This window comes from Halomonas sp. ND22Bw (assembly GCF_003011945.1).
Taxonomy (GTDB): Bacteria; Pseudomonadota; Gammaproteobacteria; order Pseudomonadales; family Halomonadaceae; genus Halomonas; species Halomonas halophila.
In genome coordinates this window covers 17,314-35,974 of record NZ_PXWD01000002.1, presented here as the reverse complement: position 1 = coordinate 35,974, position 18,661 = coordinate 17,314, and the positions used below count along the sequence as shown (strand labels likewise).

Genomic DNA, 18,661 nt, shown 5'->3' with positions numbered 1-18,661 from the left:
CGGGCGCCCCCGGATCGGCCTGCGAGCCGGAACCGGCTCAGCGCCGGTTGTCGGCCACGAACTGCTGCACGGCGGCGAGCTCGGCCGGCAGCACGCTGTAGCGCTCCTCGCGCTCCAGCAGGTCGTCCATGTGCGGCGGCAGCGGCACGCCCGGGAAGCCGGCCTTGACCACCGCCTCGGCGAACTTGGCGGGATGCGCGGTGGCCAGGGTGACCATCGGCACGCTGCCGTCACCGCGCTCGCGCTCGGCGGCGCGATAGCCGGTGGCGGTGTGCGGATCGAGGATCTCCTGGGTGCGGTGATGCGCCTCGCGGATCACCTCCAGGATGGTGGCGTCGTCGATGCTGTGGCTGGCGAACATCTCGCGCAGCCGTGCCAGCGGCGCATCGGCCAGCGCCGAGGGCTCGTCCTGGAAGCGCTCGAGCAGCGCGTCCACGGCCGCGCCGTCACGCTGGTAGGCCTCGAACAGCAGGCGCTCGAAGTTGGACGACACCACGATGTCCATGGACGGCGCCAGGGTCGCGACCAGCGCCTTCTTGGAGAAGTCGTTGTCGGCCAGGGTGCGGTGCAGGATGTCGTTGGCGTTGGTGGCGATCACGAAGCGCTCGACCGGCAGGCCCATGCGGTAGGCCATGTAGCCGGCGAAGACGTTGCCGAAGTTGGCCGACGGCACGCAGAAGCTCACCTTGCGGTGCGGCGCGCCCAGCGCCACGGCGGAGGCCACGTAGTAGACGATCTGGGCCATGATGCGCGCCCAGTTGATCGAGTTCACCGCCACCAGCCGAGTGCCGTTCAGGAAGTCCTGGTTGGCGAAGCTGGCCTTGACCATGGCCTGGGCGTCGTCAAAGTTGCCCTCGATGGCGACGTTGAACACGTTGTCCGCCAGCACGGTGGTCATCTGGCGACGCTGGACCTCGGACACCCGCTGGTGGGGGTGGAGGATGAAGATGTCCAGGTTGTCGCAGTGGCGGCAGCCCTCGATGGCGGCCGAGCCGGTGTCGCCGGAGGTGGCGCCCATGATCACCGCACGCTCGCCGCGCTTCTTGAGGAAGTGGTCGAGCAGCCGGCCGAGCAGCTGCAGGGCCACGTCCTTGAACGCCAGCGTCGGGCCGTGGAACAGCTCGAGCAGGAAGTGGTTGGCATCGAGCTGGTTCAGCGGCACCACGGCGTCGTGGCTGAAGGTGGCGTAGGCGTCGCGGACGATCTCGCGGAAGGTGTCGTCGTCGATCTCGCCGCCCACGTAGGGCTGCATCACCCGGAAGGCGATCTCGGCGTAGGAGCAGCCGGCCATGTCGGCGAGCTGCTCGTGGCTCAGCTGGGGGACGGTCTCGGGCACGTAGAGGCCGCCGTCGCTGGCCATGCCGGTGAGCACGACCTCCTCGAAGGAGAGCGCGGGCGCCTGCCCGCGAGTACTGATATAGCGCATTCTCTGATCCCTTGCGCCGGTGGCCCGAAGCCACCGGCAGCGGTTATCCGGCGAAAAGCTCGAAGCTCGAAGCCAGCCTGTACCAGCCACAAGGAGCGATCCTGGTTTTTTCCTTCCAGCTTCAAGCTTATGGCTGACAGCTCCAGGCGCAGCCTGGCCGATTAGTTCTCTTCCAGCGACTCGACGCGAATCCGCGTGACGGAACCGGCGATGTCGGCCATGGCCTCGATCTTGCGGATCGCCTCGTTCATGTGCTTCTCGCGGGTGCGGTGGGTCATCAGGATGATCGGCACCAGCTCGCCTTCGGTCGCCTCCTTCTGGATCAGCGCCTCGATGGAGATGCCTTCCTCGGAGAGGATGGTGGCGACGCGAGCCAGCACGCCGGGGCGGTCGACCGCCAGCAGGCGCAGGTAGTAGGCGGTGCTGATCTCTTCCATGGCCAGGATCGGCGGCTGATCGGCGTTCTCGCCGATGCCGCTGAAGGCCAGATAGGGCACGCGGTAGTGGTGGTCGGTGGCGATGTCGCGGGCCACGTCGAGCACGTCGGCGACCACCGCGGAGGCGGTCGGCTCGGCGCCGGCGCCGGCGCCGTAGTAGAGGGTCGGGCCCACGGCGTCGCCCATCACGGCGATGGCGTTCTTGACGCCGTGCACGTTGGCCAGCAGCCGCTCCTTGGGAATCAGGGTCGGATGCACGCGCAGCTCCAGGCCCTCGTCGGTGCGTTTGGAGATGCCCAGGTGCTTGATGATGTAGCCCAGGTTGTCGGCCTGCTCGACGTCCTCGGCGGTGACCCGGGAGATGCCCTCGGTGTAGGCCTTCTCGAACTGCAGCGGCACGCCGTAGGCGATGGAGGCCAGGATGGTCAGCTTGTGGGCGGCGTCGATGCCTTCCACGTCGAAGGTCGGGTCGGCCTCGGCGTAGCCCAGCGCCTGGGCCTCGGCCAGCACGTCCTCGAAGGCGCGGCCTTCGTCGCGCATGTGGGTGAGGATGAAGTTGCCGGTGCCGTTGATGATGCCGGCCAGCCACTCGATGCGGTTGGCACCCAGGCCCTCGCGCAGCGACTTGATCACCGGGATGCCGCCGGCCACCGCGGCCTCGAAGGCCACGATCACGCCCTTCTCGTGGGCGGCCTGGAAGATCTCGTTGCCGTGCACCGCGATCAGCGCCTTGTTGGCGGTGACCACGTGCTTGCCGTTCTCGATGGCGGTCAGCACCAGCTCGCGGGCCACGTCGTAGCCGCCGATCAGTTCGACGACGACGTCGATGTCGGGATTGGCCGCGACCTCGAAGATGTCATGGGTCGTCTTGATGCCGGTGACGTCACACTCGGGGTTCGGCGTGCGGAAGGCCACCTGCTCGATGACGATCGGGCGCCCCGCTCGACGGGCGATCTCGTCGGCGTTGCGCGTCAGTACGTTGAAGGTCCCGCCGCCGACGGTGCCCAGGCCACAGATTCCCACTCTCACCGGTTTCAATGTCTTTCCCCTCGTTACTGCTTGGTGTCTCAGCGATGTTCGGCCCGAAGGCCCGCGCGCTCGATGGCGCGCCTATTCGTCGTTCAGGCCCAGCATGGTCGCCAGGCGTTCGGCCGGCACGTAGCCGGGCACCAGGCGCCCGTCGGGCAGCACGATGGCCGGGGTGCCCTGCACGCCCAGCTGCATGCCCAGATGATACTGTTCCTCGACCGGATTGTCGCAGCTTGCGTTGCCTTCGAGCGCCTCTTCGCGCTTGGCCGTCGACATCGCCTCGCTGGGATTGTCGGCGCACCAGACCTGCTGCAGCTCACGGGCCCCCGGCGAGCTCATCCCGCCGCGCGGAAAGGCCAGGTAGTCGACTTCGATACCCATCTCGTTGAGGCGCGGCACCTCCTCGTGCAGGCGGCGGCAGTAGGGGCAGGTGGTGTCGGTGAACACCGTGACCCGCGCCTTCGGCTCGTCGGTGCCGCGGAAGATCACCCGCTCCTCGTCAGGGATCGCCGCGACGCGGGCGGCCCGCTCGGCGTTGCGCGCCTGCTCGGAGAGGTTCACCAGCCCTCCCTCGGCGTTCTCGTAGAGGTCGCCGACCAGGAAGTAGCCGCCATCGGCATCGGTATAGAAGCGCTCGCCGGTTTCCAGGCGCACCTCGTAGAAGCCCTCCAGCGGCGTCTCCTGGATGCGCTCCACCGGCATCTGCTGGCCGTCGACCTCGAGACGTTCGGTCAGCCGCTCGATGGCCGGGTCCTGGGCCAGGACGGGGAGCGACAGGGCGGCGAACAGGCCGCCGGCGACAACACGGGGGATGGATCTCATGATTCAGCCTCGGGGATGATGATCGGCGTGCAGGACCTCGAGCCGGGCCTGCGCGACATGGGTATAGATCTGCGTGGTCGACAGGTCGCTGTGACCGAGCAGCAGCTGTACGACACGCAGATTGGCCCCATGATTCAACAGATGGGTGGCGAAGGCGTGGCGCAGGGTGTGCGGCGACAGCGGGCGATCGATGCCGGCGACCAGGGCATGGGCCTTGATACGGTGCCAGAAGGCCTGGCGCGTCAGGCAGGCGTCACGCCGACCGGGAAACAACGCCGGCCGAGACGGGTCGTCCATCAGCGCCGCACGCCCGGTGCGCAGGTAGCGCGACAGCCAGTCCACCGCCTCTTCGCCGAGCGGCACCAGGCGTTCCTTGTCGCCCTTGCCGCGCACCCGCACCACGCCCTGGCGCAGATTGACGGCGTCGGTGGTCAGCCCGACCAGCTCGCTGACGCGCAGCCCGGCGGCATAGAGCACCTCGAGCATGGTGCGATCGCGCAGCCCCAGGTCGCTGCCGAGGTCCGGCGCGGCCAGCAGCCGCTCCACCTCGTCCTCTTCCAGGGTGTCCGGTAGCGACGGCCGGGCCGGCGGCAGCTTCACCTCGGCGATCGGGTCGTGGTCGATGCGCCCCTCGGCCAGCGCCCAGCGGTAGAAGCGTCGCAGGCTCGACAGCAGCCGGGCATTGCTGCGCAGCTTGTAGCCGTCGTCACGCCGGGCGTCGAGCCAGGCCGGCAGGGCCTCGGCGCCGGGCGCCAGCAGCGTGGCGTTGCGCCCGTCGAGCCAGGCCGCCCAGGCGCTCAGGTCACGGCGATAGGCCGCCAGGGTGTTGTCGCTGGCGCCCTCTCCCAGCCACAGGTCATCGAGGCAGGCCTCGATCAGCGCCAGGGCCTCGTCAGCGATGGTCGTCATGGCGTTCCTCGCCCCCTGAACGACGAAACCCCGCCCCGCGACTGCGGTGACGGGGTTGCGATGTCACGCGGACTGACAAGCCGCGTCACCTCTGGCCGGCGAGGCGTCGCCTCAGGCCAGCTTTTCCTTGATGCGGGCGGACTTGCCGCTGCGCTCGCGGAGGTAGTACAGCTTGGCCTGGCGAACGTCGCCGCGGCGCTTGACGCTGATGGAGTCGACCAGCGGGCTGTAGGTCTGGAAGGTCCGCTCGACGCCGACACCGTGGGAGATCTTGCGCACGGTGAAGGCGGAGTTCAGGCCGCGGTTACGCTTGCCGATGACGACGCCTTCGAAGGCCTGCAGACGCTCGCGGCTGCCTTCCTTGACCTTGACCTGGACGGTCACGGTGTCGCCCGGGGCGAATTCCGGCACTTCCTTGCTCATCTGCTCGGCTTCGAGCGCCTGGATCACCTTGTTCTTGCTGCTCATGACTTAACTCCTCGATAACATACATGATTCGCCGATCCGGCAGTGGATGGCCGGCGAATCGTGATCCCGGCGCTCGAATGCCTCGACGCGCGGGAGTCCTGTTGGTGACGCAGGTCACCGCCTCTTGAGGCGTGTCCTGCACCTCCGCCCGGCCTAGTCGCCTTCGGCCGGCACGTACTCCTCGATGAACTCCTTGAGCAGGGCCTGCTGCTCGGCGTCCAGCGTCCTGCCCTCGAGCAGGTCGGGTCGCCGGAGCCAGGTCCGCCCCAGGGACTGCTTGAGCCGCCAGCGCCGGATGGCGCCATGGTGGCCGCTGAGCAGGACATCCGGCACCCGCCGCCCGTCGATCACCTCGGGGCGCGTGTAGTGCGGACAGTCCAGCAGTCCGTCGTTGAAGGAGTCCTCGACCGCGGAATCCTGATGGCCCAGCACGCCAGGCACCAGCCTTGCCGCGGCATCGATCAGCACCATCGCCGGCAGCTCGCCGCCGCTCAGCACATAGTCGCCGATCGACCATTCTTCATCGATGTCGGCTTCAACGACCCGCTCATCGATGCCTTCGTAGCGTCCGGCCACCACCACCAGGGGGGGGCCTTCCGCCAGCTCCTGCGCGCCGCGCTGATCCAGCTGACGCCCCTGGGGCGAAAGATAGATCACCTTCGGGCGTTGCCCGGTGGCGTCCTCGGCCCTCTCGCGGGCATCGTGGATGGCCGAGCGCAGGGTGTCGACCTTCATCAGCATCCCCGGTCCGCCGCCGTAGGGGCGGTCGTCCACGGTGCGATGCCGGTCGGTGGCGTAGTCCCGGGGATTCCAGAACTCCAGGGCGATCTGCCCCTTGTCCACCGCTCTGCCCGTCACGCCCTGACGGGTCAGCGCCTCGAACATCTCGGGGAACAGCGATACCACACCGACCCACATGGAGGCGTCGCTGCGACTCAAAAGTCCGGATCCCAGTCGACGGTCATCACGCCGGCCTCGAGATCCACCTTCTGCACGACCTCGTCGGGCAGGAAGGGCAGCAGTCGCTCGCGATCGTCGATGGCGTCATGCCCCTTCACGACCATGACGTCATTGGCGCCGGTCTCGAAGAGGTAGTCGACGCGGCCCAGCGTCACGCCGTCGCGGGTCACGACCCGCAGGCCTTCCAGCTGGTACCAGTAGAACTCGTCGTCGCCGTCGAGCTCGGGCAGCTCGGCCGTGGGCAGCAGCACTTCGGCGCCAGCCAGGGCCTCGGCCTGATCTCGACCGTCGACGCCTTCCAGGCGGGCCACCAGGCCCTTGCCCTGCGGGCGTCCCTGGACGAGACGATAGCGCACGAGACGGCCCTGATGACGCAGCACCCACTCGTCATACTCGAGGATGCCTTCCATCGGGCTGGTGTACGAATACACCTTCAGCCAGCCCTTCACACCGTAGGGGCTGGTCAACTTGCCCAGCACCACGTGCTCATTGGCCGGTGTCGGCTCGACGCCTGCGCTCATCGCATCCTGCCTCAGACATTCGGGGCAACAGGCCGATCAGGCCTGCTTGCGGGCTTCCTTGACCAGCTCGGCGACGCGGCCGGACAGCTGGGCGCCCTGGTCCTGCCAGTGCTGAACGCGGTCGAGGTCGACGCGCAGACGCTCTTCCTGGCCGCGGGCGACCGGGTTGAAGAAGCCGAGACGCTCGATGAAACGGCCGTCACGGGCCTTGCGAGAATCGGTCACGGTGAGGTGGTAGAAGGGACGCTTCTTGGCGCCACCACGTGCCAGACGAATGGTAACCATGCGTTGACTGTCCTTCGGTTGAGTTACGGAGGTTGTCGGTCGGGGCTAGGCCCTCGACAATCGGATCGACCGCACCCCGGAGGGTGCGCCGCCGGGTGTTCGGTCACGAGAAGGCCCGCGAAAAACGCGGACCTGCCAGTGAAGACGCCGCATTCTACGGAAATCTCCCCGGCTTGGAAACCTTTTTGGGCCGCGGGACGGGGCCCTCAGCGTCGCGGCAGACCGCCGCCAGGGCCGCCCATGCCGCCGGGACCGCCCATCCCCCCCATGCCGCCGGGGCCTCCCGGGCCGCCGCCGCCCATCATGCCGGACATGCCGCGCATCATCTTCTGCATGCCGCCTTTCTTGCCGGCCTTCTTCATCATCTTCTGCATCTGCTTGTGCTGCTTGAGCAGGCGATTGAGATCCGGTACCTGCAGGCCGGCACCGGCGGCGATGCGACGCTTGCGCGAGCCGTTGATGATGTCGGGGTTGCGGCGCTCCTTGGGCGTCATCGAGTTGATCAGCGCCTCGAGCTTGCCCATCTCCTTCTCGGGACCCGGGCCCTGGGCCATCTCGGCCATCTGCCCCATGCCGGGCAGCTTGCCGAGCAGGCCGCCCATGCCGCCCATCTTCTTGAGCTGCTGGAGCTGGTCGCGGAAGTCCTCGAGGTCGAAGCCGTCGCCCTTCTTGACCTTCTTGGCCAGCTGCTCGGCCTTGCCCTTGTCGACGGTGCGCTCGGCCTCCTCGATCAGCGACAGCACGTCGCCCATGCCGAGGATGCGCGAGGCCACGCGGTCCGGATGGAAGGGCTCGAGGGCGTCGACCTTCTCACCCACGCCCATGAACTTGATCGGCTTGCCGGTGACGTGACGCACCGACAGCGCCGCACCGCCACGGGCGTCGCCGTCGGCCTTGGTCAGGATGACACCGGTCAGCGGCAGCGCCTCGTGGAAGGCCTTGGCGGTGTTGGCGGCGTCCTGGCCGGTCATGGAGTCGACCACGAACAGCGTCTCGTCCGGCGACACGGCGTTCTCGAGGGCCTGGATCTCGGCCATCATCGCCTCGTCGATGGCCAGACGGCCGGCGGTGTCGACGAGCACCACGTCGTGGAACTGGATCTTGGCGTGCTTGATCGCCGCCTCGGCGATGGCCACCGGCTGCTGGTCGCTGCTCGACGGAAAGAAGTCGACCTCGACCTCCTTGGCCAGGGTCTCGAGCTGGTCGATGGCCGCCGGGCGGTAGACGTCCGCGGACACCACCAGCACCTTCTTCTTCTCGCGCTCGCGCAGGTAGCGCGCCAGCTTGGCCACGGAGGTGGTCTTGCCCGCGCCCTGCAGGCCGGCCATCAGCACCACCGCCGGGCGACCCTTGAGGGTCAGCCCCTCGTTGGCCTCGCCCATGATCGCCTCGAGCTCCTGCTGGACGATCTTGACGAACTGCTGGCCCGGCGAGAGGCTCTTCGAGACCTCCTGGCCCACGGCACGCTCGCGCACCCGGTCGATGAACGCCTTGACCACCGGCAGGGCGACGTCGGCCTCGAGCAGCGCCCGCCGGACCTCGCGCAGGGTGTCCTTGACGTTGTCCTCGGTCAGGCGCGCCTGACCCTTGATCGATTTGAGCGTCTGGGACAGACGATCGCTGAGATTCTGAAACATGGGGCCTCTCCGCAAACGATGGCCTGGGAAGCCGCATCAGCCCCCGGCATGACGCGTCCGGGCGGGACTTTCCCACAATGGGACGAAATTATACGCCTTGTGGCCGCGAGTCTCCATGGCAGCGGCCAGCGCCCGGCTGGGCGGCGCGTGGAGGATTCGGTATAGTGGCACCTCCATTTCCTCTTGCTGGACGCTGGCGAAGGCGCACGGATAGCCATCGATGTACGCGCTCCCCCTGGCCCTGGTGGCCTTCATCTTCTACATCGCCGCCGCTTCCTGGCAGGGCCTGACCCTGTTTCGACGCGTGGCACCGCGCGACACCCTGGTCCGCGGCCTCGGCGCCGCCGGCCTGCTCTGCCACCTGCCGCTGGCCGTGGGCCTGCTCGACGCAGGCGATTCACTGCAGCCGGGCTTCTCGACCAGCGTGGTGCTGGCCGGCGCCCTCGCCGTTCTGGTGCTGCTGCTCGTCAGCCTGTTCAAGCCGGTGCTCAACGTCGCCACCGGGCTCTTCCCGCTGGCCGGCGCGGTACTGCTGCTGGCCATCGAGTGGCCGAGCCCCGAGAAGGGCAGCACCATGACGCCCGGCATCGCCCTTCACGCCCTGAGCGCGGCGCTGGCCTTCGCCCTGCTGGCCATCGCCGCCGTCCAGGCGGTGCTGCTCGGCGTGCAGAACCAGGCGCTGCGTCACCACCACATCCGCGGCGTGGTCCAGTCGCTGCCGCCGCTGACCACCATGGAACGGGTGCTGTTCGAACTGCTCTGGGGCGGCATGATCCTGCTGACCCTGTCGATCGCCAGCGGCTTCGCCTTCGTCGACAACATGTTCGCCCAGCACCTCGTCCACAAGACGGTACTGTCGCTGGTCGCCTGGGTGATCTTCGCCGCCCTGCTGACCGGCCACCATCGCCTGGGCTGGCGCGGCATGCGCGCGGTGCGCTGGACCCTGGGCGGTTACCTGGTGCTGCTGCTGGCCTATTTCGGCAGCAAGTTCGTGCTCGAGATCCTGCTGGCGCGTCCTTGACACCACCGGTCCCCGTCCCTACAACTCAAGCCTTGATACGCGATTGAGGATCCTTCGACTTGAACGACGATTTCCCCCTGGGATTGCTGTTCGGCCTGCTGCTGCTGCTCATCTGCCTCTCTGCCTTCTTCTCGAGCTCCGAGACCGGCATGATGTCGATCAATCGCTATCGCCTGAGCCACCGGGCCAACGAAGGCGAGCGCCGGGCCCAGCGGGTGATGCGTCTGCTCGGCCGCCCCGATCGCCTGATCGGCGTGATCCTGATCGGCAACAACTTCGTCAACAACCTCGCGGCCTCGATCGCCACCATCATCGCAATCCACTTCTTCGGCGAGGTCTCCGGGCCCGCCGTCGCCACCAGCCTGCTGACCATCGCCATCCTGATCTTCGCCGAGGTCACGCCCAAGACCTACGCCGCGGTGAAGCCGGAGCGCATCGCCTATCCGGCCTCGCGGGTGCTGGAGCCGCTGCTCAAGCTGCTCTACCCGCTGGTGTGGCTGGTCAACGCCATCTCCAACGGCCTGCTGCGGCTGCTCGGGGTCAAGACCCTCGAGGGCGGCGGCGACAACCTGACCCGCGACGAGCTGCGCACCGTGGTCCATGAGGCCGGGCCGCTGATCCCGCGCCGCCACCAGGCGATGCTGGTATCGATCCTCGATCTCGAGAACGTCACGGTGAACGACATCATGGTGCCCCGCCACGAGGTGATGGGCATCGACCTGGACGACGACCTCGACGCCATCCTGACCCAGATCCGCACCAGCCAGCACACCCGCCTGCCGGTCTACAAGGGCGACATCAACAACATCATCGGCATGCTGCACCTGCGCAACGCGGCGCGCTTCCTGTCCCGTGGCGAGGTGACCAAGGCGGCCATCGTCCAGGAGGCGAGGGAGCCCTACTTCATCCCCGAGTCGACGCCGCTGCACACCCAGCTACTCAACTTCCAGAAGCAGAAGCGGCGCATCGGCATCGTGGTGGACGAGTACGGCGACGTGGAAGGCCTGGTGACGCTGGAGGACATCCTCGAGGAGATCGTCGGCGAGTTCACCACCGACGTGGCCGGCCAGGACCAGGAGATTCACCCGCAGGACGACGGCAGCCACGTCATCGACGGCACCGCCAACATCCGCGACATCAACAAGTCGCTGGGCTGGCAGCTGCCCACCGACGGCCCCAAGACCCTCAACGGGCTGATCCTCGAGCACCTGGAATCCTTCCCCGACGGCCCGGCGTGCCTGCAGATCGGCGCGGTGCGCATGGAGATCCTCGAGGTGCGCGACAACCTGATCACCTCGGCGCGCTGCTGGCAGGCGGTACGCCTGCCGGCAACGGCGAACGTCTGACTCAACGCCCGCGAGACGCGACCCAGCGATCGGCCTCGGCCTTGAGCGCCCGGACGCCCTCCTCGCCCCGCTGGCGATCGGCCTCGGCCGGCGCCAGCGGGGTGCCGAAGTAAAGCGCCACCCGAGCCCGGAAGCGGCGCGGCGGCTTGGTCAACGCCCGACCGCCGTAGTGCGAGGTCCAGGAGCCCCACAGGCCGGCCAGCCCCGCCGGCACCACCGGTACCGGATCCCGGGCGAGGATCAGGTCCAGCCCACGCCGGAAGCGATGGATCTCGCCGTCGGTGGTCAACCGCCCCTCGGGAAACACCATCACCACCTCGCCGGCGCGCAACGCCCGGCTGACCTGATCCAGCGAACGGCGCAGCCCGCCCGGATCCCGGCGCTCGGAGTCCACCGGGATCGCCCCCACCAGCCTGAACAGCCAGTGCAGCCAGGGCGACTCGTAGATCGGCCGGTCCATCAGGAAACGCAGCGGGCGCGGGCTGGCGCCGCCCACCACCAGGGCGTCGACGAAGCTGACGTGGTTGCAGACCACCAGGGCGGGGCCGTGGGCAGGAATGTGGCGGCGGCCACGGAAGCGCAGCCGGTAGAGCAGGTGGATGATCAGGAACACCAGCCGGCGCAGCATGCGGCGCGGCGAGCGCAGGCACCAGCCCAGCGCGGCGGTCGCCACCAGCGCCGGGAGCGCCCAGATCGGCAGACCGGTCAAGAGATGTCGGACCCCGCCTTCAGGCCGGCCAGCAGGGTCGTCAGCAGCTGGTCGAGCAGCTCCTCGACCTCCAGCGGCTCGCTCTGCCAGTAGCCGAGGCGCTCGTTTAGCCCCAGCTGCACCAGGCCATGGACGCTACCCCATAGGGTACGCCCCAGCCGGCGTGCCTCGAGGTCGTCGAGGGTTGGCTGGTATTCCTTGAGGGTGTTCTCGACGCGCAGGAACAACGCCTCGATCATGTCGCTCTGACGCTGGTCGAGCTCGCCCTCCTGGGCCAGCGGATAATCGAACATCAGCTGCCAGCGGAACGGCTGGTGACGGGCGAACTCCCAGTAGGCCCGAGCCAGGGCCTTGAGGCGACCATCCGGCGCCGCCTCGTCGAGCAGCGGGTCGATGGCGGCGCGCAGGCTCGCCAGCGACTCGATGTTCACGTGCTGCAGCAGGTTGCCGAAGCTGCCGTACAGCTTGAGCAAGGTGCTGGGAGCGCAGCCGACGTCACGCGCCAGGGAACGCAGCGACAGCGTATGCACCGGCCGCTCCTGCAGCCAGGCATCGCAGGCGGCCATCACCTGGGCATGAAGCGCCTCGGGGGCGTGCTGTCTGGGACGAGCCATCGACATCCTCGCGGGCCGGGACGGCGCGGCACCACCATGGGCGGCGCCGGCCACGATCTGAAATGAAAACACTGTTTCCGCTAGCATATCGCGCCTGAAGCGCAACGCAAGTCCACCACGCCACGACGCTTTCCAGGCCGAGACGTCTTGGTTACCCTGACGCACCCTGCCCGCGGAGGTTCCATGGCCGGCCGTCTTTACATTCCGCCTCTCGACCTCGCCCGCCTGATGCCCGACCTGGGCATGGACGAGACGCCGATCACCGGCGTCAATCTGGCCCCGCGCCGCCCGCTGTCGATGATCCGTCTCGAGGCCGGCCGCCCCCGGCTGGGCCAGGCCTTCTGGGGGCTCACCCCGCCCTGGCTGGACGTGTTGGACCACGCGCCGCACTGCGCCCGGGCCGAGTCGATCGCCTCGCGCCCCATGTTCCGCGAGGCCTTCGCCGCCCGGCGCTGCCTGGTGCCGGCGGCCGGCGTCTATGTCTGGAAGCCCCAGCCCCGGGCCAAGCAGCCCTTCCTGGTGACCCGGGCCGACCGCGGCCCGTTGCTGCTGGCCGGGCTGTGGTGCCGCTTCCACACCGATCTCACCGCCTTCCATGACTCCCTGGCGCTGATCACGGTGCCGGCCAACGACCTGCTGTCGCCGCTCACCGACCGCCTGCCGGCGGTGATCCCCCCCGCCAAGGCCGGGCAGTGGCTCGATCCGGCCACCCCGCCGGCGACGCTTCACGCGCTGCTGACACCGGCGCCCGGGGAACTGTTGGGCGCCTTTCCGGTATCAAGACGTGTGAACGATCCCGGCTGCCAGGAGGCCGCCTGCGCCCATCCCGTCGGCCCCATGCTGCGCCGTCCATCGAAGGAGTGAAGATGACCCGACACCGCCGCCCTCACCGGGTACTGTCCCTCGCCCTGGCCGCGGCCCTGCTGCCGACGCTCGTCGCCGTCCCGGCCGCCGCCGATACCCAGGCAACGGTCGACGTGCCGATCGCCAGTCCCTCGGATGACCGCGACTACCGGGCGCTGACCCTGGACAACGGCCTCACCGTGCTGCTGGTCAGCGACCCCGAGGCGGACAAGGCCGCCGCCTCGTTGAACGTGGACGTGGGCAGCGCCCAGGACCCGGACGACCTGGCCGGCCTGGCCCACTACCTGGAGCACATGCTGTTCCTGGGCACCGAGGCCTATCCCGAGGCCGACGCCTACCAAAGCTATCTGTCGCGCCACGGCGGCCAGCACAATGCCTACACCGCTTCCCAGGACACCAACTACTTCTTCTCGGTGGACCCCGAGGCCCTGGACGGCACCCTGGATCGCTTCAGCCACTTCTTCGTCGACCCGCTGTTCAACGCCGATCGGCTGGCCAGCGAGCGCCAGGTGGTGCACTCCGAGTATCAGGCCCGCAAGCGCAACGCCGGCCGCCGCCACGCCTCGGTGCTCGAGGCGCTGCTGAATCCGGAACACCCGACGACCCGCTTCTCGGTAGGCAGCAACGAGACGCTGGCCGATCGGCCGGAGGGCGAGACACCGCTGCGACAGCGCGTGATCGACTTCTACCAGCAGCACTACGGGGCCAACGTCATGCACCTGGCGGTGGTCGCGCCCCAGCCCCTGGACGAGATGGAGGCCCTGGTGCGGGAGGACTTCGCCGACGCTCCCGACCGCGGCCTGTCGCGCCCCGAGATCGCCGCCCCGCTGGCGACACCGGCGCAGACGCCCGCCGCCGCCGAGCTGCACGCACTTCGCGATGACCGCCGTCTGACCTTCTACTTCCCGGTCGCCGATCCCGAGACGGCCTATCGCCTGAAGCCGGCCAGCTATCTGGCCAACCTGCTGGGCCACGAGGGCGAAGGCAGCCTGCTCGACGCCCTGCGCGAGGCCGGCTGGGCCGACGGGCTTTCCGCCGGCACCACCCGCGGCGACGGTCGCCACGCCCTGTTCAGCGTCGACATCAGCCTGACGCCGGAAGGCGCGAAGCACCGCGAACGCATCCAGGCCAGCCTGTTCGCCGCCATCGGCGCGATCCGCGATCACGGCGTCGAGGCCTGGCGCTATGAGGAGCAGGCCCGCCTCGCCGAGCAGGACTTCCGCTTCCAGGAGCACGGCAGCGCCCTGAGCACCGCCATGCGCCTGGCCACCGGCCTGTCCCGCTATCCGCTCGAGGACGTCATCTACGCTCCCTATCGCATGGACGGCTTCGACGCCGAGCGCATCAACGAGTGGCTGGACGCGCTGCGCCCCGCCAACATGCTGCGCCTGTACAGCGGCCCCGAGGTCGAGGGCGACGCGCAGACGCCCTGGTTCGACGTCGGCTGGTCGCCGGCCGACCCCGGCGTCGGCGAGGCCGAGCCCCTGGCCGGCCTCGCCCTGCCCGAGCCCAACCCCTACGTGGCCGAGGACTTCACCCTGCTGGACGGCAAGGACGAGGCGCCGGTGCAGCGCATCGACACGCCCGAGTTCGCCTTCTGGCAGATGCGCGATGACAGCTTCGGCACGCCGCGGGTCGAATGGCGTTTCAGCCTGCAGTATCCCGATGCCAGCCGGAACGCCCGGGACGCCGCCCTGTCGCGCCTGCTCGCCGGCTGGCTCGGCGACAGCCTCAACGAGGCGCTCTACCCCGCCCGCCTGGCCGGCCACGGCTTCGAGGCCTATGCCCACGCCCGCGGCATCACCCTGTCGTTCTCCGGCTGGCGGGACGGCCAGCAGGCGCTGATCGAGCGGGTGCTCGATCAGCTGCAGAACGGCACGATCGAGGCCGCCGACGTCGCCCGGGTCCGCCATCAGCTGCGCCAGCGGTGGCGCAACGCGCCCCAGGACGATCTCTATCGCCAAGCCGGCCGCACCCTGACCGAGGCGCTGATCCGCCCGCAGTGGTCGCCGGAGGCGCTGCTCGACGCCAGCGACGCGCTGGACGCCGAGGCGCTTCGCGACTTCCGCGACGACTTCCTGGCGAACCTGCACCTGGAGGCCATGGCGGTGGGCAACCAGCACACCGAGGCCGCGACCCGCCAGGCCCGGGCGGTGGCCGAGGCGCTGTCGCCGCGGCTGGAAACCTCGGCGATCCCCGAGCTGACGCCGCTGCGCGTCGGCGAGGGCCTGCCGGCGCTGACCCCGGACACCGCCCGCGATGAATACCTGGTGATGCGCTACCTCCAGGGGCCGGACCGCTCGCTGGACAGCCAGGCCCGGCTGGCGGTGCTCGGCCGCCTGCTGGAGACGCCCTTCTATCAGCAGCTGCGCACCGAGCAGCAGCTCGGCTACATCGTCAACGCCGGCTACCGGCCGCTGCTCGACGCCCCGGGCCTCGGCTTCCTCGTGCAGTCACCCGGCACCGACAGCACCACCATCCAGCAGCGTATCGACGCCTTCCTGAGCGGTTTCGGCGACCGCCTGGGCGAGCTCGACGACGAGGCCCTGGCGCCCTATCGCCAGGCGGTCCACGACGACCTGCTGACCCGCGATCCCAGCCTCTCGGCCCGCACCAACCGGCTGTGGCAGGCCCTGGCGATCAGCGGCGGCGACTTCGAACGTCGTCGGCGCCTGGCCGAGCGCGCCCTGACGGTGACGCCCGAGGCGCTGCGAGAGCTGTGGCCGAACCTGATCGACGGCGCCGCGGTGCAGATCACTCACGACCCGGGCGACGCCGCCAGTGACGTCATGGCGCTCAAGGCCGACCTGCCGCCGCTGCCCGACGGCGACGACTGAGGCATCGCCTTCCCCGACACGACGACGCCCGGCCGATTGGCCGGGCGTCGTCGTTCAGGGGCAAAGGATCAGGGCAGCGAAAAGGCGAGGCCGGTCAGCCGAAGGCCTGGGCCGGCATCATCGCCTCCACGTGCATCACCAGCTCCTCGAGGATCTGACGCTCGCGGTCGCCGAGCGCCCCCTGGTTCAGGCGGTCGATCTCGCGGGCGAACTCCTTGAGCGTGAAGCCGGCCACGGCGGCGTCGTTCATGCGCTCCCAGCGGAAGGCCTCCCAGCGCGCCTGCTCCTCGCCGGTCAGGGTGTCCGGGTAGCTGCGCGCCCGATAGCGGAACAGCATCTCCTCCAGCCGTGGATCCTGGAAGGCGAAGCCCGCCCCCACCAGATCCCAGGGATCGGTGGCCCGCACCCGCTCCATCTGCTGGCGGTCCGAGGGCGAGAAGAAGCCGCCGGAGTAGAGCATCAGATCGGGATCGTGGGGCGGCTCGGGCGGCGGCGCGGCGAACACCTCGCTGACCCGAGCGATCACCTCGGGGTGATCGGCCAGGGTCTTCCAGTGCCGGCGGCAGGCGGCCATGTCCAGGCTGAGGCGCTCGACGATGTCGCCGTATTCGCCCTGGCGGGGGCCGGCGACGTCCTTGAGCGCGCTGGCGGGCAGCACCACAGGGCACTTGTTGATGTGGATGACCTTGAGCGGGATCCGCGACTCGCCCTCGGCCAGGTCGTCGTTGCTGACGAAGACCCGCTCGCGAATCTGCTCGGGCGTGAGCGTCAGCAGCGGCTCGGGGTCCACCGAGAGGTCGTAGACGATCACCCCGTTGGGATTGGTCGGATGCTCGGCCAGCGGCATCACCAGGGCGCTGCAGCCGCGGCTGGCCGGGTAGCGCCGCGAAACGTGCAGCACCGGCTTGCGGCCCGGCACGTCGAGCTGTCGCGCCACCTGGCGCTTGCCGCGCTGGGCCAGCAGGTAATCGAAGAGCTTGGCGTTGCAGTCGCGCAGCAGGCGGGCCAGGGCGATGGTCGCCCGCACGTCGGCCAGCGCATCGTGGGCGCCGGCATGCTCGATGCCGTTGGCGGCGGTCAGATGCTCGAGCTTGAAGCTCGGCGAGCCGTCCTCGCGGGTCGGCCACTCGATGCCCTCGGGGCGCAGGGCGTGGAAGGCCCGCACCACGTCGATCAGATCCCAGCGCGAGTTGCCGTTCTGCCACTCCCGGGCATAGGGGTCGAGCAGGTTGCGGTAGAACAGGTGGCGACCGACCTCGTCGTCGAAGCGCACGTTGTTGTAACCCACCACGCAGGTGCCGGGCTGGCTCATGGCGTCCATCACCCGGCCGGCGAATTCGGCCTCGGGCAGCCCGCGGCGGCGCGCCTGCTGCGGCGTGATGCCGGTGATCAGACAGGCCTGGGGATGCGGCAGGTAGTCGTCGGCGGGCTTGCAGAACAGCTCGATGGGCTCGCCGATCTCGTTGAACTCGGCGTCGGTGCGAATCGCCGCGAACTGGGAGGGCCGATCGCGGCGCGGGTCGGCCCCGAAGGTCTCGTAGTCGTGCCAGAGGAAGGTCAGGGGGGCGGCTTGCGACTTCGCCATGGGCGAGCTCTCCGAGCGGGCATAGGAAAACGGCCCCCAAGCCTAGCACAGGGGGCACGACGACTCAGCCGCTGCTCAGCCCCGTGGCAGGGTGACGTTGAGCTCCAGCACGGAACAGTTGTCCTCGCTGTCGAGGGAGATGTTGACCGCTTCATCGTCGACCTGGACGTAGCGGCGAATCACCTCCAGCAGCTCCTGCTCGAGCATCGGCATGTAGTCCGGCTGGCCGCGCTGGCTGCGCTCGTGCGCGACGATGATCTGCAACCGCTCCTTGGCGACGGAGGCGGATTTCTTGCGCTCGCGCTTCAGGAATTCGAGTAGCTTCACCGGCGATTTCCTCCGAACATGCGGCTGAGCAGCCCTTTCTTCTGATACTGGTGGAAGCGCAGCGGCACGTCTTCTTCCATGAGGCGGGCCACGGTGTCGGAATAGGCTTGGCCCGCGTCGCTCTGATCGTCGTGGGTGACCGGCACGCCCTGGTTCGAGGCCCGTAGCACCGCCTCGGACTCGGGGATCAGGCCGACCAGCTTGATGGCCAGGATCTCCTGGATGTCCTCGAGGTTGAGCATGTCGCCGCTGTCCACCCGGTTCGGGTTGTAGCGGGTGATCAGCAGGTGCTCCTTGATCGGCTCCTCGCCGCGTTCGGCGCGCCGGGTCTTGGAGGCCAGCAGCCCGAGGATGCGGTCGGAGTCACGCACCGAGGACACCTCGGGGTTGGTGACCACGATCGCCTCGTCGGCGAAGTACATGGCCAGCTGGGCGCCGCGCTCGATGCCCGCCGGAGAATCGCAGACGATGTAGTCGAAGTCCTTGTTCAGCGTGTTGAGCACGGTCTCGACGCCTTCCAGCGTCAGGGCGTCCTTGTCGCGGGTCTGGGAGGCCGGCAGGATATGCAGGTTGTCGACCCGCTTGTCACGGATCAGCGCTTGGTTGAGCCCGGCCTCGCCCTGGATGACGTTGACCAGGTCATAGACCACGCGCCGCTCGCAGCCCATGATCAGGTCGAGATTACGCAGCCCCACGTCGAAGTCGATGACGGCGGTCTTCTGGCCCCGCAGCGCCAGGCCCGTCGCGATGGCGGCCGCACTGGTTGTCTTGCCGACCCCACCCTTGCCGGAGGTCACAACGATGATCTTGGCCAAGTGTCACATCCTGTCTGTCATGTAATGGAAAGGGCGGCCCGGTCTCGGG

18 protein-coding genes are annotated in these 18,661 nt (G+C 68.8%); 4 read left to right on the top strand and 14 right to left on the bottom strand.

The genetic code is table 11. The features are described 5' to 3' along the window. Window positions 1–37: 37 nt before the first annotated feature. The 9 genes from thrC to ffh all read right to left on the bottom strand — a co-directional run bounded on the left by thrC (window position 38) and on the right by ffh (window position 8,494). Window positions 38–1,426 carry a threonine synthase gene (gene thrC / locus CVH10_RS03080; protein ID WP_106487795.1) on the bottom strand — a complete coding sequence of 463 codons (1,389 nt, stop codon included), beginning with the start codon at window positions 1,424–1,426 and terminating at the stop codon, window positions 38–40. Window positions 1,427–1,587: 161 nt separating this feature from the next. Continuing rightward, window positions 1,588–2,901 (bottom strand): homoserine dehydrogenase, encoded by a 1,314-nt coding sequence (locus CVH10_RS03075; protein ID WP_035592774.1) that lies wholly within the window; start codon window positions 2,899–2,901, stop codon window positions 1,588–1,590. Between the two features lie 72 nt (window positions 2,902–2,973). Beyond that, window positions 2,974–3,714 (bottom strand): DsbC family protein, encoded by a 741-nt coding sequence (locus tag CVH10_RS03070; protein WP_035592775.1) that lies wholly within the window; start codon window positions 3,712–3,714, stop codon window positions 2,974–2,976. A gap of 3 nt (window positions 3,715–3,717) precedes the next feature. Then, on the bottom strand, window positions 3,718–4,623 hold the full coding sequence (gene xerD, locus CVH10_RS03065; protein ID WP_369335716.1) for a site-specific tyrosine recombinase XerD: 906 nt from the start codon (window positions 4,621–4,623) through the stop codon (window positions 3,718–3,720). 111 nt (window positions 4,624–4,734) lie between these two features. Continuing rightward, complete coding sequence (rplS, locus tag CVH10_RS03060) at window positions 4,735–5,091, bottom strand: 50S ribosomal protein L19 (protein ID WP_035592776.1); 357 nt, start codon at window positions 5,089–5,091, stop codon at window positions 4,735–4,737. 153 nt (window positions 5,092–5,244) lie between these two features. Beyond that, entirely contained in the window at window positions 5,245–6,009 is a 765-nt protein-coding gene (gene trmD / locus CVH10_RS03055; RefSeq protein WP_035592778.1) for a tRNA (guanosine(37)-N1)-methyltransferase TrmD, read from the bottom strand. A gap of 17 nt (window positions 6,010–6,026) precedes the next feature. Further along, window positions 6,027–6,572: a ribosome maturation factor RimM gene (gene rimM, locus CVH10_RS03050; RefSeq protein ID WP_035592780.1), complete on the bottom strand. Its 546-nt coding sequence runs from the start codon at window positions 6,570–6,572 to the stop codon at window positions 6,027–6,029. 36 nt (window positions 6,573–6,608) lie between these two features. Beyond that, window positions 6,609–6,857, bottom strand: a complete 249-nt coding sequence (gene rpsP / locus CVH10_RS03045) for a 30S ribosomal protein S16 (protein WP_035592782.1) — start codon at window positions 6,855–6,857, stop codon at window positions 6,609–6,611. A 206-nt stretch (window positions 6,858–7,063) separates the two neighbouring features. Further along, window positions 7,064–8,494, bottom strand: a complete 1,431-nt coding sequence (ffh, locus tag CVH10_RS03040) for a signal recognition particle protein (protein WP_035592783.1) — start codon at window positions 8,492–8,494, stop codon at window positions 7,064–7,066. Window positions 8,495–8,714: 220 nt separating this feature from the next. Between ffh and CVH10_RS03030 the strand changes: the two genes are divergently transcribed. Next, window positions 8,715–9,515: an inner membrane protein YpjD gene (locus CVH10_RS03030; RefSeq protein ID WP_035592785.1), complete on the top strand. Its 801-nt coding sequence runs from the start codon at window positions 8,715–8,717 to the stop codon at window positions 9,513–9,515. 59 nt (window positions 9,516–9,574) lie between these two features. Continuing rightward, window positions 9,575–10,861 (top strand): HlyC/CorC family transporter, encoded by a 1,287-nt coding sequence (locus CVH10_RS03025; RefSeq protein ID WP_106487793.1) that lies wholly within the window; start codon window positions 9,575–9,577, stop codon window positions 10,859–10,861. Window position 10,862: 1 nt separating this feature from the next. Here CVH10_RS03025 and CVH10_RS03020 read toward each other — a convergent pair whose 3' ends face one another. Both CVH10_RS03020 and CVH10_RS03015 read right to left on the bottom strand, forming a co-directional pair. Beyond that, window positions 10,863–11,489 (bottom strand): 1-acyl-sn-glycerol-3-phosphate acyltransferase, encoded by a 627-nt coding sequence (locus tag CVH10_RS03020; RefSeq protein ID WP_181244352.1) that lies wholly within the window; start codon window positions 11,487–11,489, stop codon window positions 10,863–10,865. A gap of 77 nt (window positions 11,490–11,566) precedes the next feature. Continuing rightward, entirely contained in the window at window positions 11,567–12,184 is a 618-nt protein-coding gene (locus CVH10_RS03015; RefSeq protein WP_035592789.1) for a TetR/AcrR family transcriptional regulator, read from the bottom strand. Between the two features lie 183 nt (window positions 12,185–12,367). Between CVH10_RS03015 and CVH10_RS03010 the strand changes: the two genes are divergently transcribed. Together CVH10_RS03010 and CVH10_RS03005 are read left to right on the top strand one after the other, a co-directional pair. Continuing rightward, entirely contained in the window at window positions 12,368–13,048 is a 681-nt protein-coding gene (locus CVH10_RS03010) for an SOS response-associated peptidase (protein WP_106487792.1), read from the top strand. 2 nt (window positions 13,049–13,050) lie between these two features. Beyond that, a complete protein-coding gene (locus CVH10_RS03005) occupies window positions 13,051–15,885 on the top strand; it encodes an insulinase family protein (RefSeq protein ID WP_106487791.1) in 2,835 nt (944 codons plus the stop codon). 94 nt (window positions 15,886–15,979) lie between these two features. Here CVH10_RS03005 and sbcB read toward each other — a convergent pair whose 3' ends face one another. The 3 genes from sbcB to minD form a co-directional block, all read right to left on the bottom strand. After that, window positions 15,980–17,470, bottom strand: coding sequence for an exodeoxyribonuclease I (sbcB, locus tag CVH10_RS03000; RefSeq protein WP_106487790.1), 1,491 nt, complete (start codon window positions 17,468–17,470; stop codon window positions 15,980–15,982). Between the two features lie 75 nt (window positions 17,471–17,545). Beyond that, window positions 17,546–17,797 carry a cell division topological specificity factor MinE gene (gene minE, locus CVH10_RS02995; protein ID WP_016856346.1) on the bottom strand — a complete coding sequence of 84 codons (252 nt, stop codon included), beginning with the start codon at window positions 17,795–17,797 and terminating at the stop codon, window positions 17,546–17,548. Continuing rightward, on the bottom strand, window positions 17,794–18,612 hold the full coding sequence (gene minD / locus CVH10_RS02990) for a septum site-determining protein MinD (RefSeq protein ID WP_035592796.1): 819 nt from the start codon (window positions 18,610–18,612) through the stop codon (window positions 17,794–17,796). The genes minE and minD overlap by 4 nt, the downstream gene beginning before the upstream one ends. Window positions 18,613–18,661: the final 49 nt, after the last annotated feature.

What these genes read in the sequence shown, in the direction of transcription:
- thrC (WP_106487795.1), bottom strand. Translation starts at nt 1,426, where the DNA reads ATGCGCTATATCAGTACTCGCGGGCAGGCGCCCGCGCTCTCCTTCGAG.
- CVH10_RS03070 (WP_035592775.1), bottom strand. Translation starts at nt 3,714, where the DNA reads ATGAGATCCATCCCCCGTGTTGTCGCCGGCGGCCTGTTCGCCGCCCTG.
- xerD (WP_369335716.1), bottom strand. Translation starts at nt 4,623, where the DNA reads ATGACGACCATCGCTGACGAGGCCCTGGCGCTGATCGAGGCCTGCCTC.
- rplS (WP_035592776.1), bottom strand. Translation starts at nt 5,091, where the DNA reads ATGAGCAGCAAGAACAAGGTGATCCAGGCGCTCGAAGCCGAGCAGATG.
- trmD (WP_035592778.1), bottom strand. Translation starts at nt 6,009, where the DNA reads ATGTGGGTCGGTGTGGTATCGCTGTTCCCCGAGATGTTCGAGGCGCTG.
- rimM (WP_035592780.1), bottom strand. Translation starts at nt 6,572, where the DNA reads ATGAGCGCAGGCGTCGAGCCGACACCGGCCAATGAGCACGTGGTGCTG.
- rpsP (WP_035592782.1), bottom strand. Translation starts at nt 6,857, where the DNA reads ATGGTTACCATTCGTCTGGCACGTGGTGGCGCCAAGAAGCGTCCCTTC.
- ffh (WP_035592783.1), bottom strand. Translation starts at nt 8,494, where the DNA reads ATGTTTCAGAATCTCAGCGATCGTCTGTCCCAGACGCTCAAATCGATC.
- CVH10_RS03030 (WP_035592785.1), top strand. Translation starts at nt 8,715, where the DNA reads ATGTACGCGCTCCCCCTGGCCCTGGTGGCCTTCATCTTCTACATCGCC.
- CVH10_RS03020 (WP_181244352.1), bottom strand. Translation starts at nt 11,489, where the DNA reads ATGCTGCGCCGGCTGGTGTTCCTGATCATCCACCTGCTCTACCGGCTG.
- CVH10_RS03015 (WP_035592789.1), bottom strand. Translation starts at nt 12,184, where the DNA reads ATGGCTCGTCCCAGACAGCACGCCCCCGAGGCGCTTCATGCCCAGGTG.
- CVH10_RS03010 (WP_106487792.1), top strand. Translation starts at nt 12,368, where the DNA reads ATGGCCGGCCGTCTTTACATTCCGCCTCTCGACCTCGCCCGCCTGATG.
- CVH10_RS03005 (WP_106487791.1), top strand. Translation starts at nt 13,051, where the DNA reads ATGACCCGACACCGCCGCCCTCACCGGGTACTGTCCCTCGCCCTGGCC.
- sbcB (WP_106487790.1), bottom strand. Translation starts at nt 17,470, where the DNA reads ATGGCGAAGTCGCAAGCCGCCCCCCTGACCTTCCTCTGGCACGACTAC.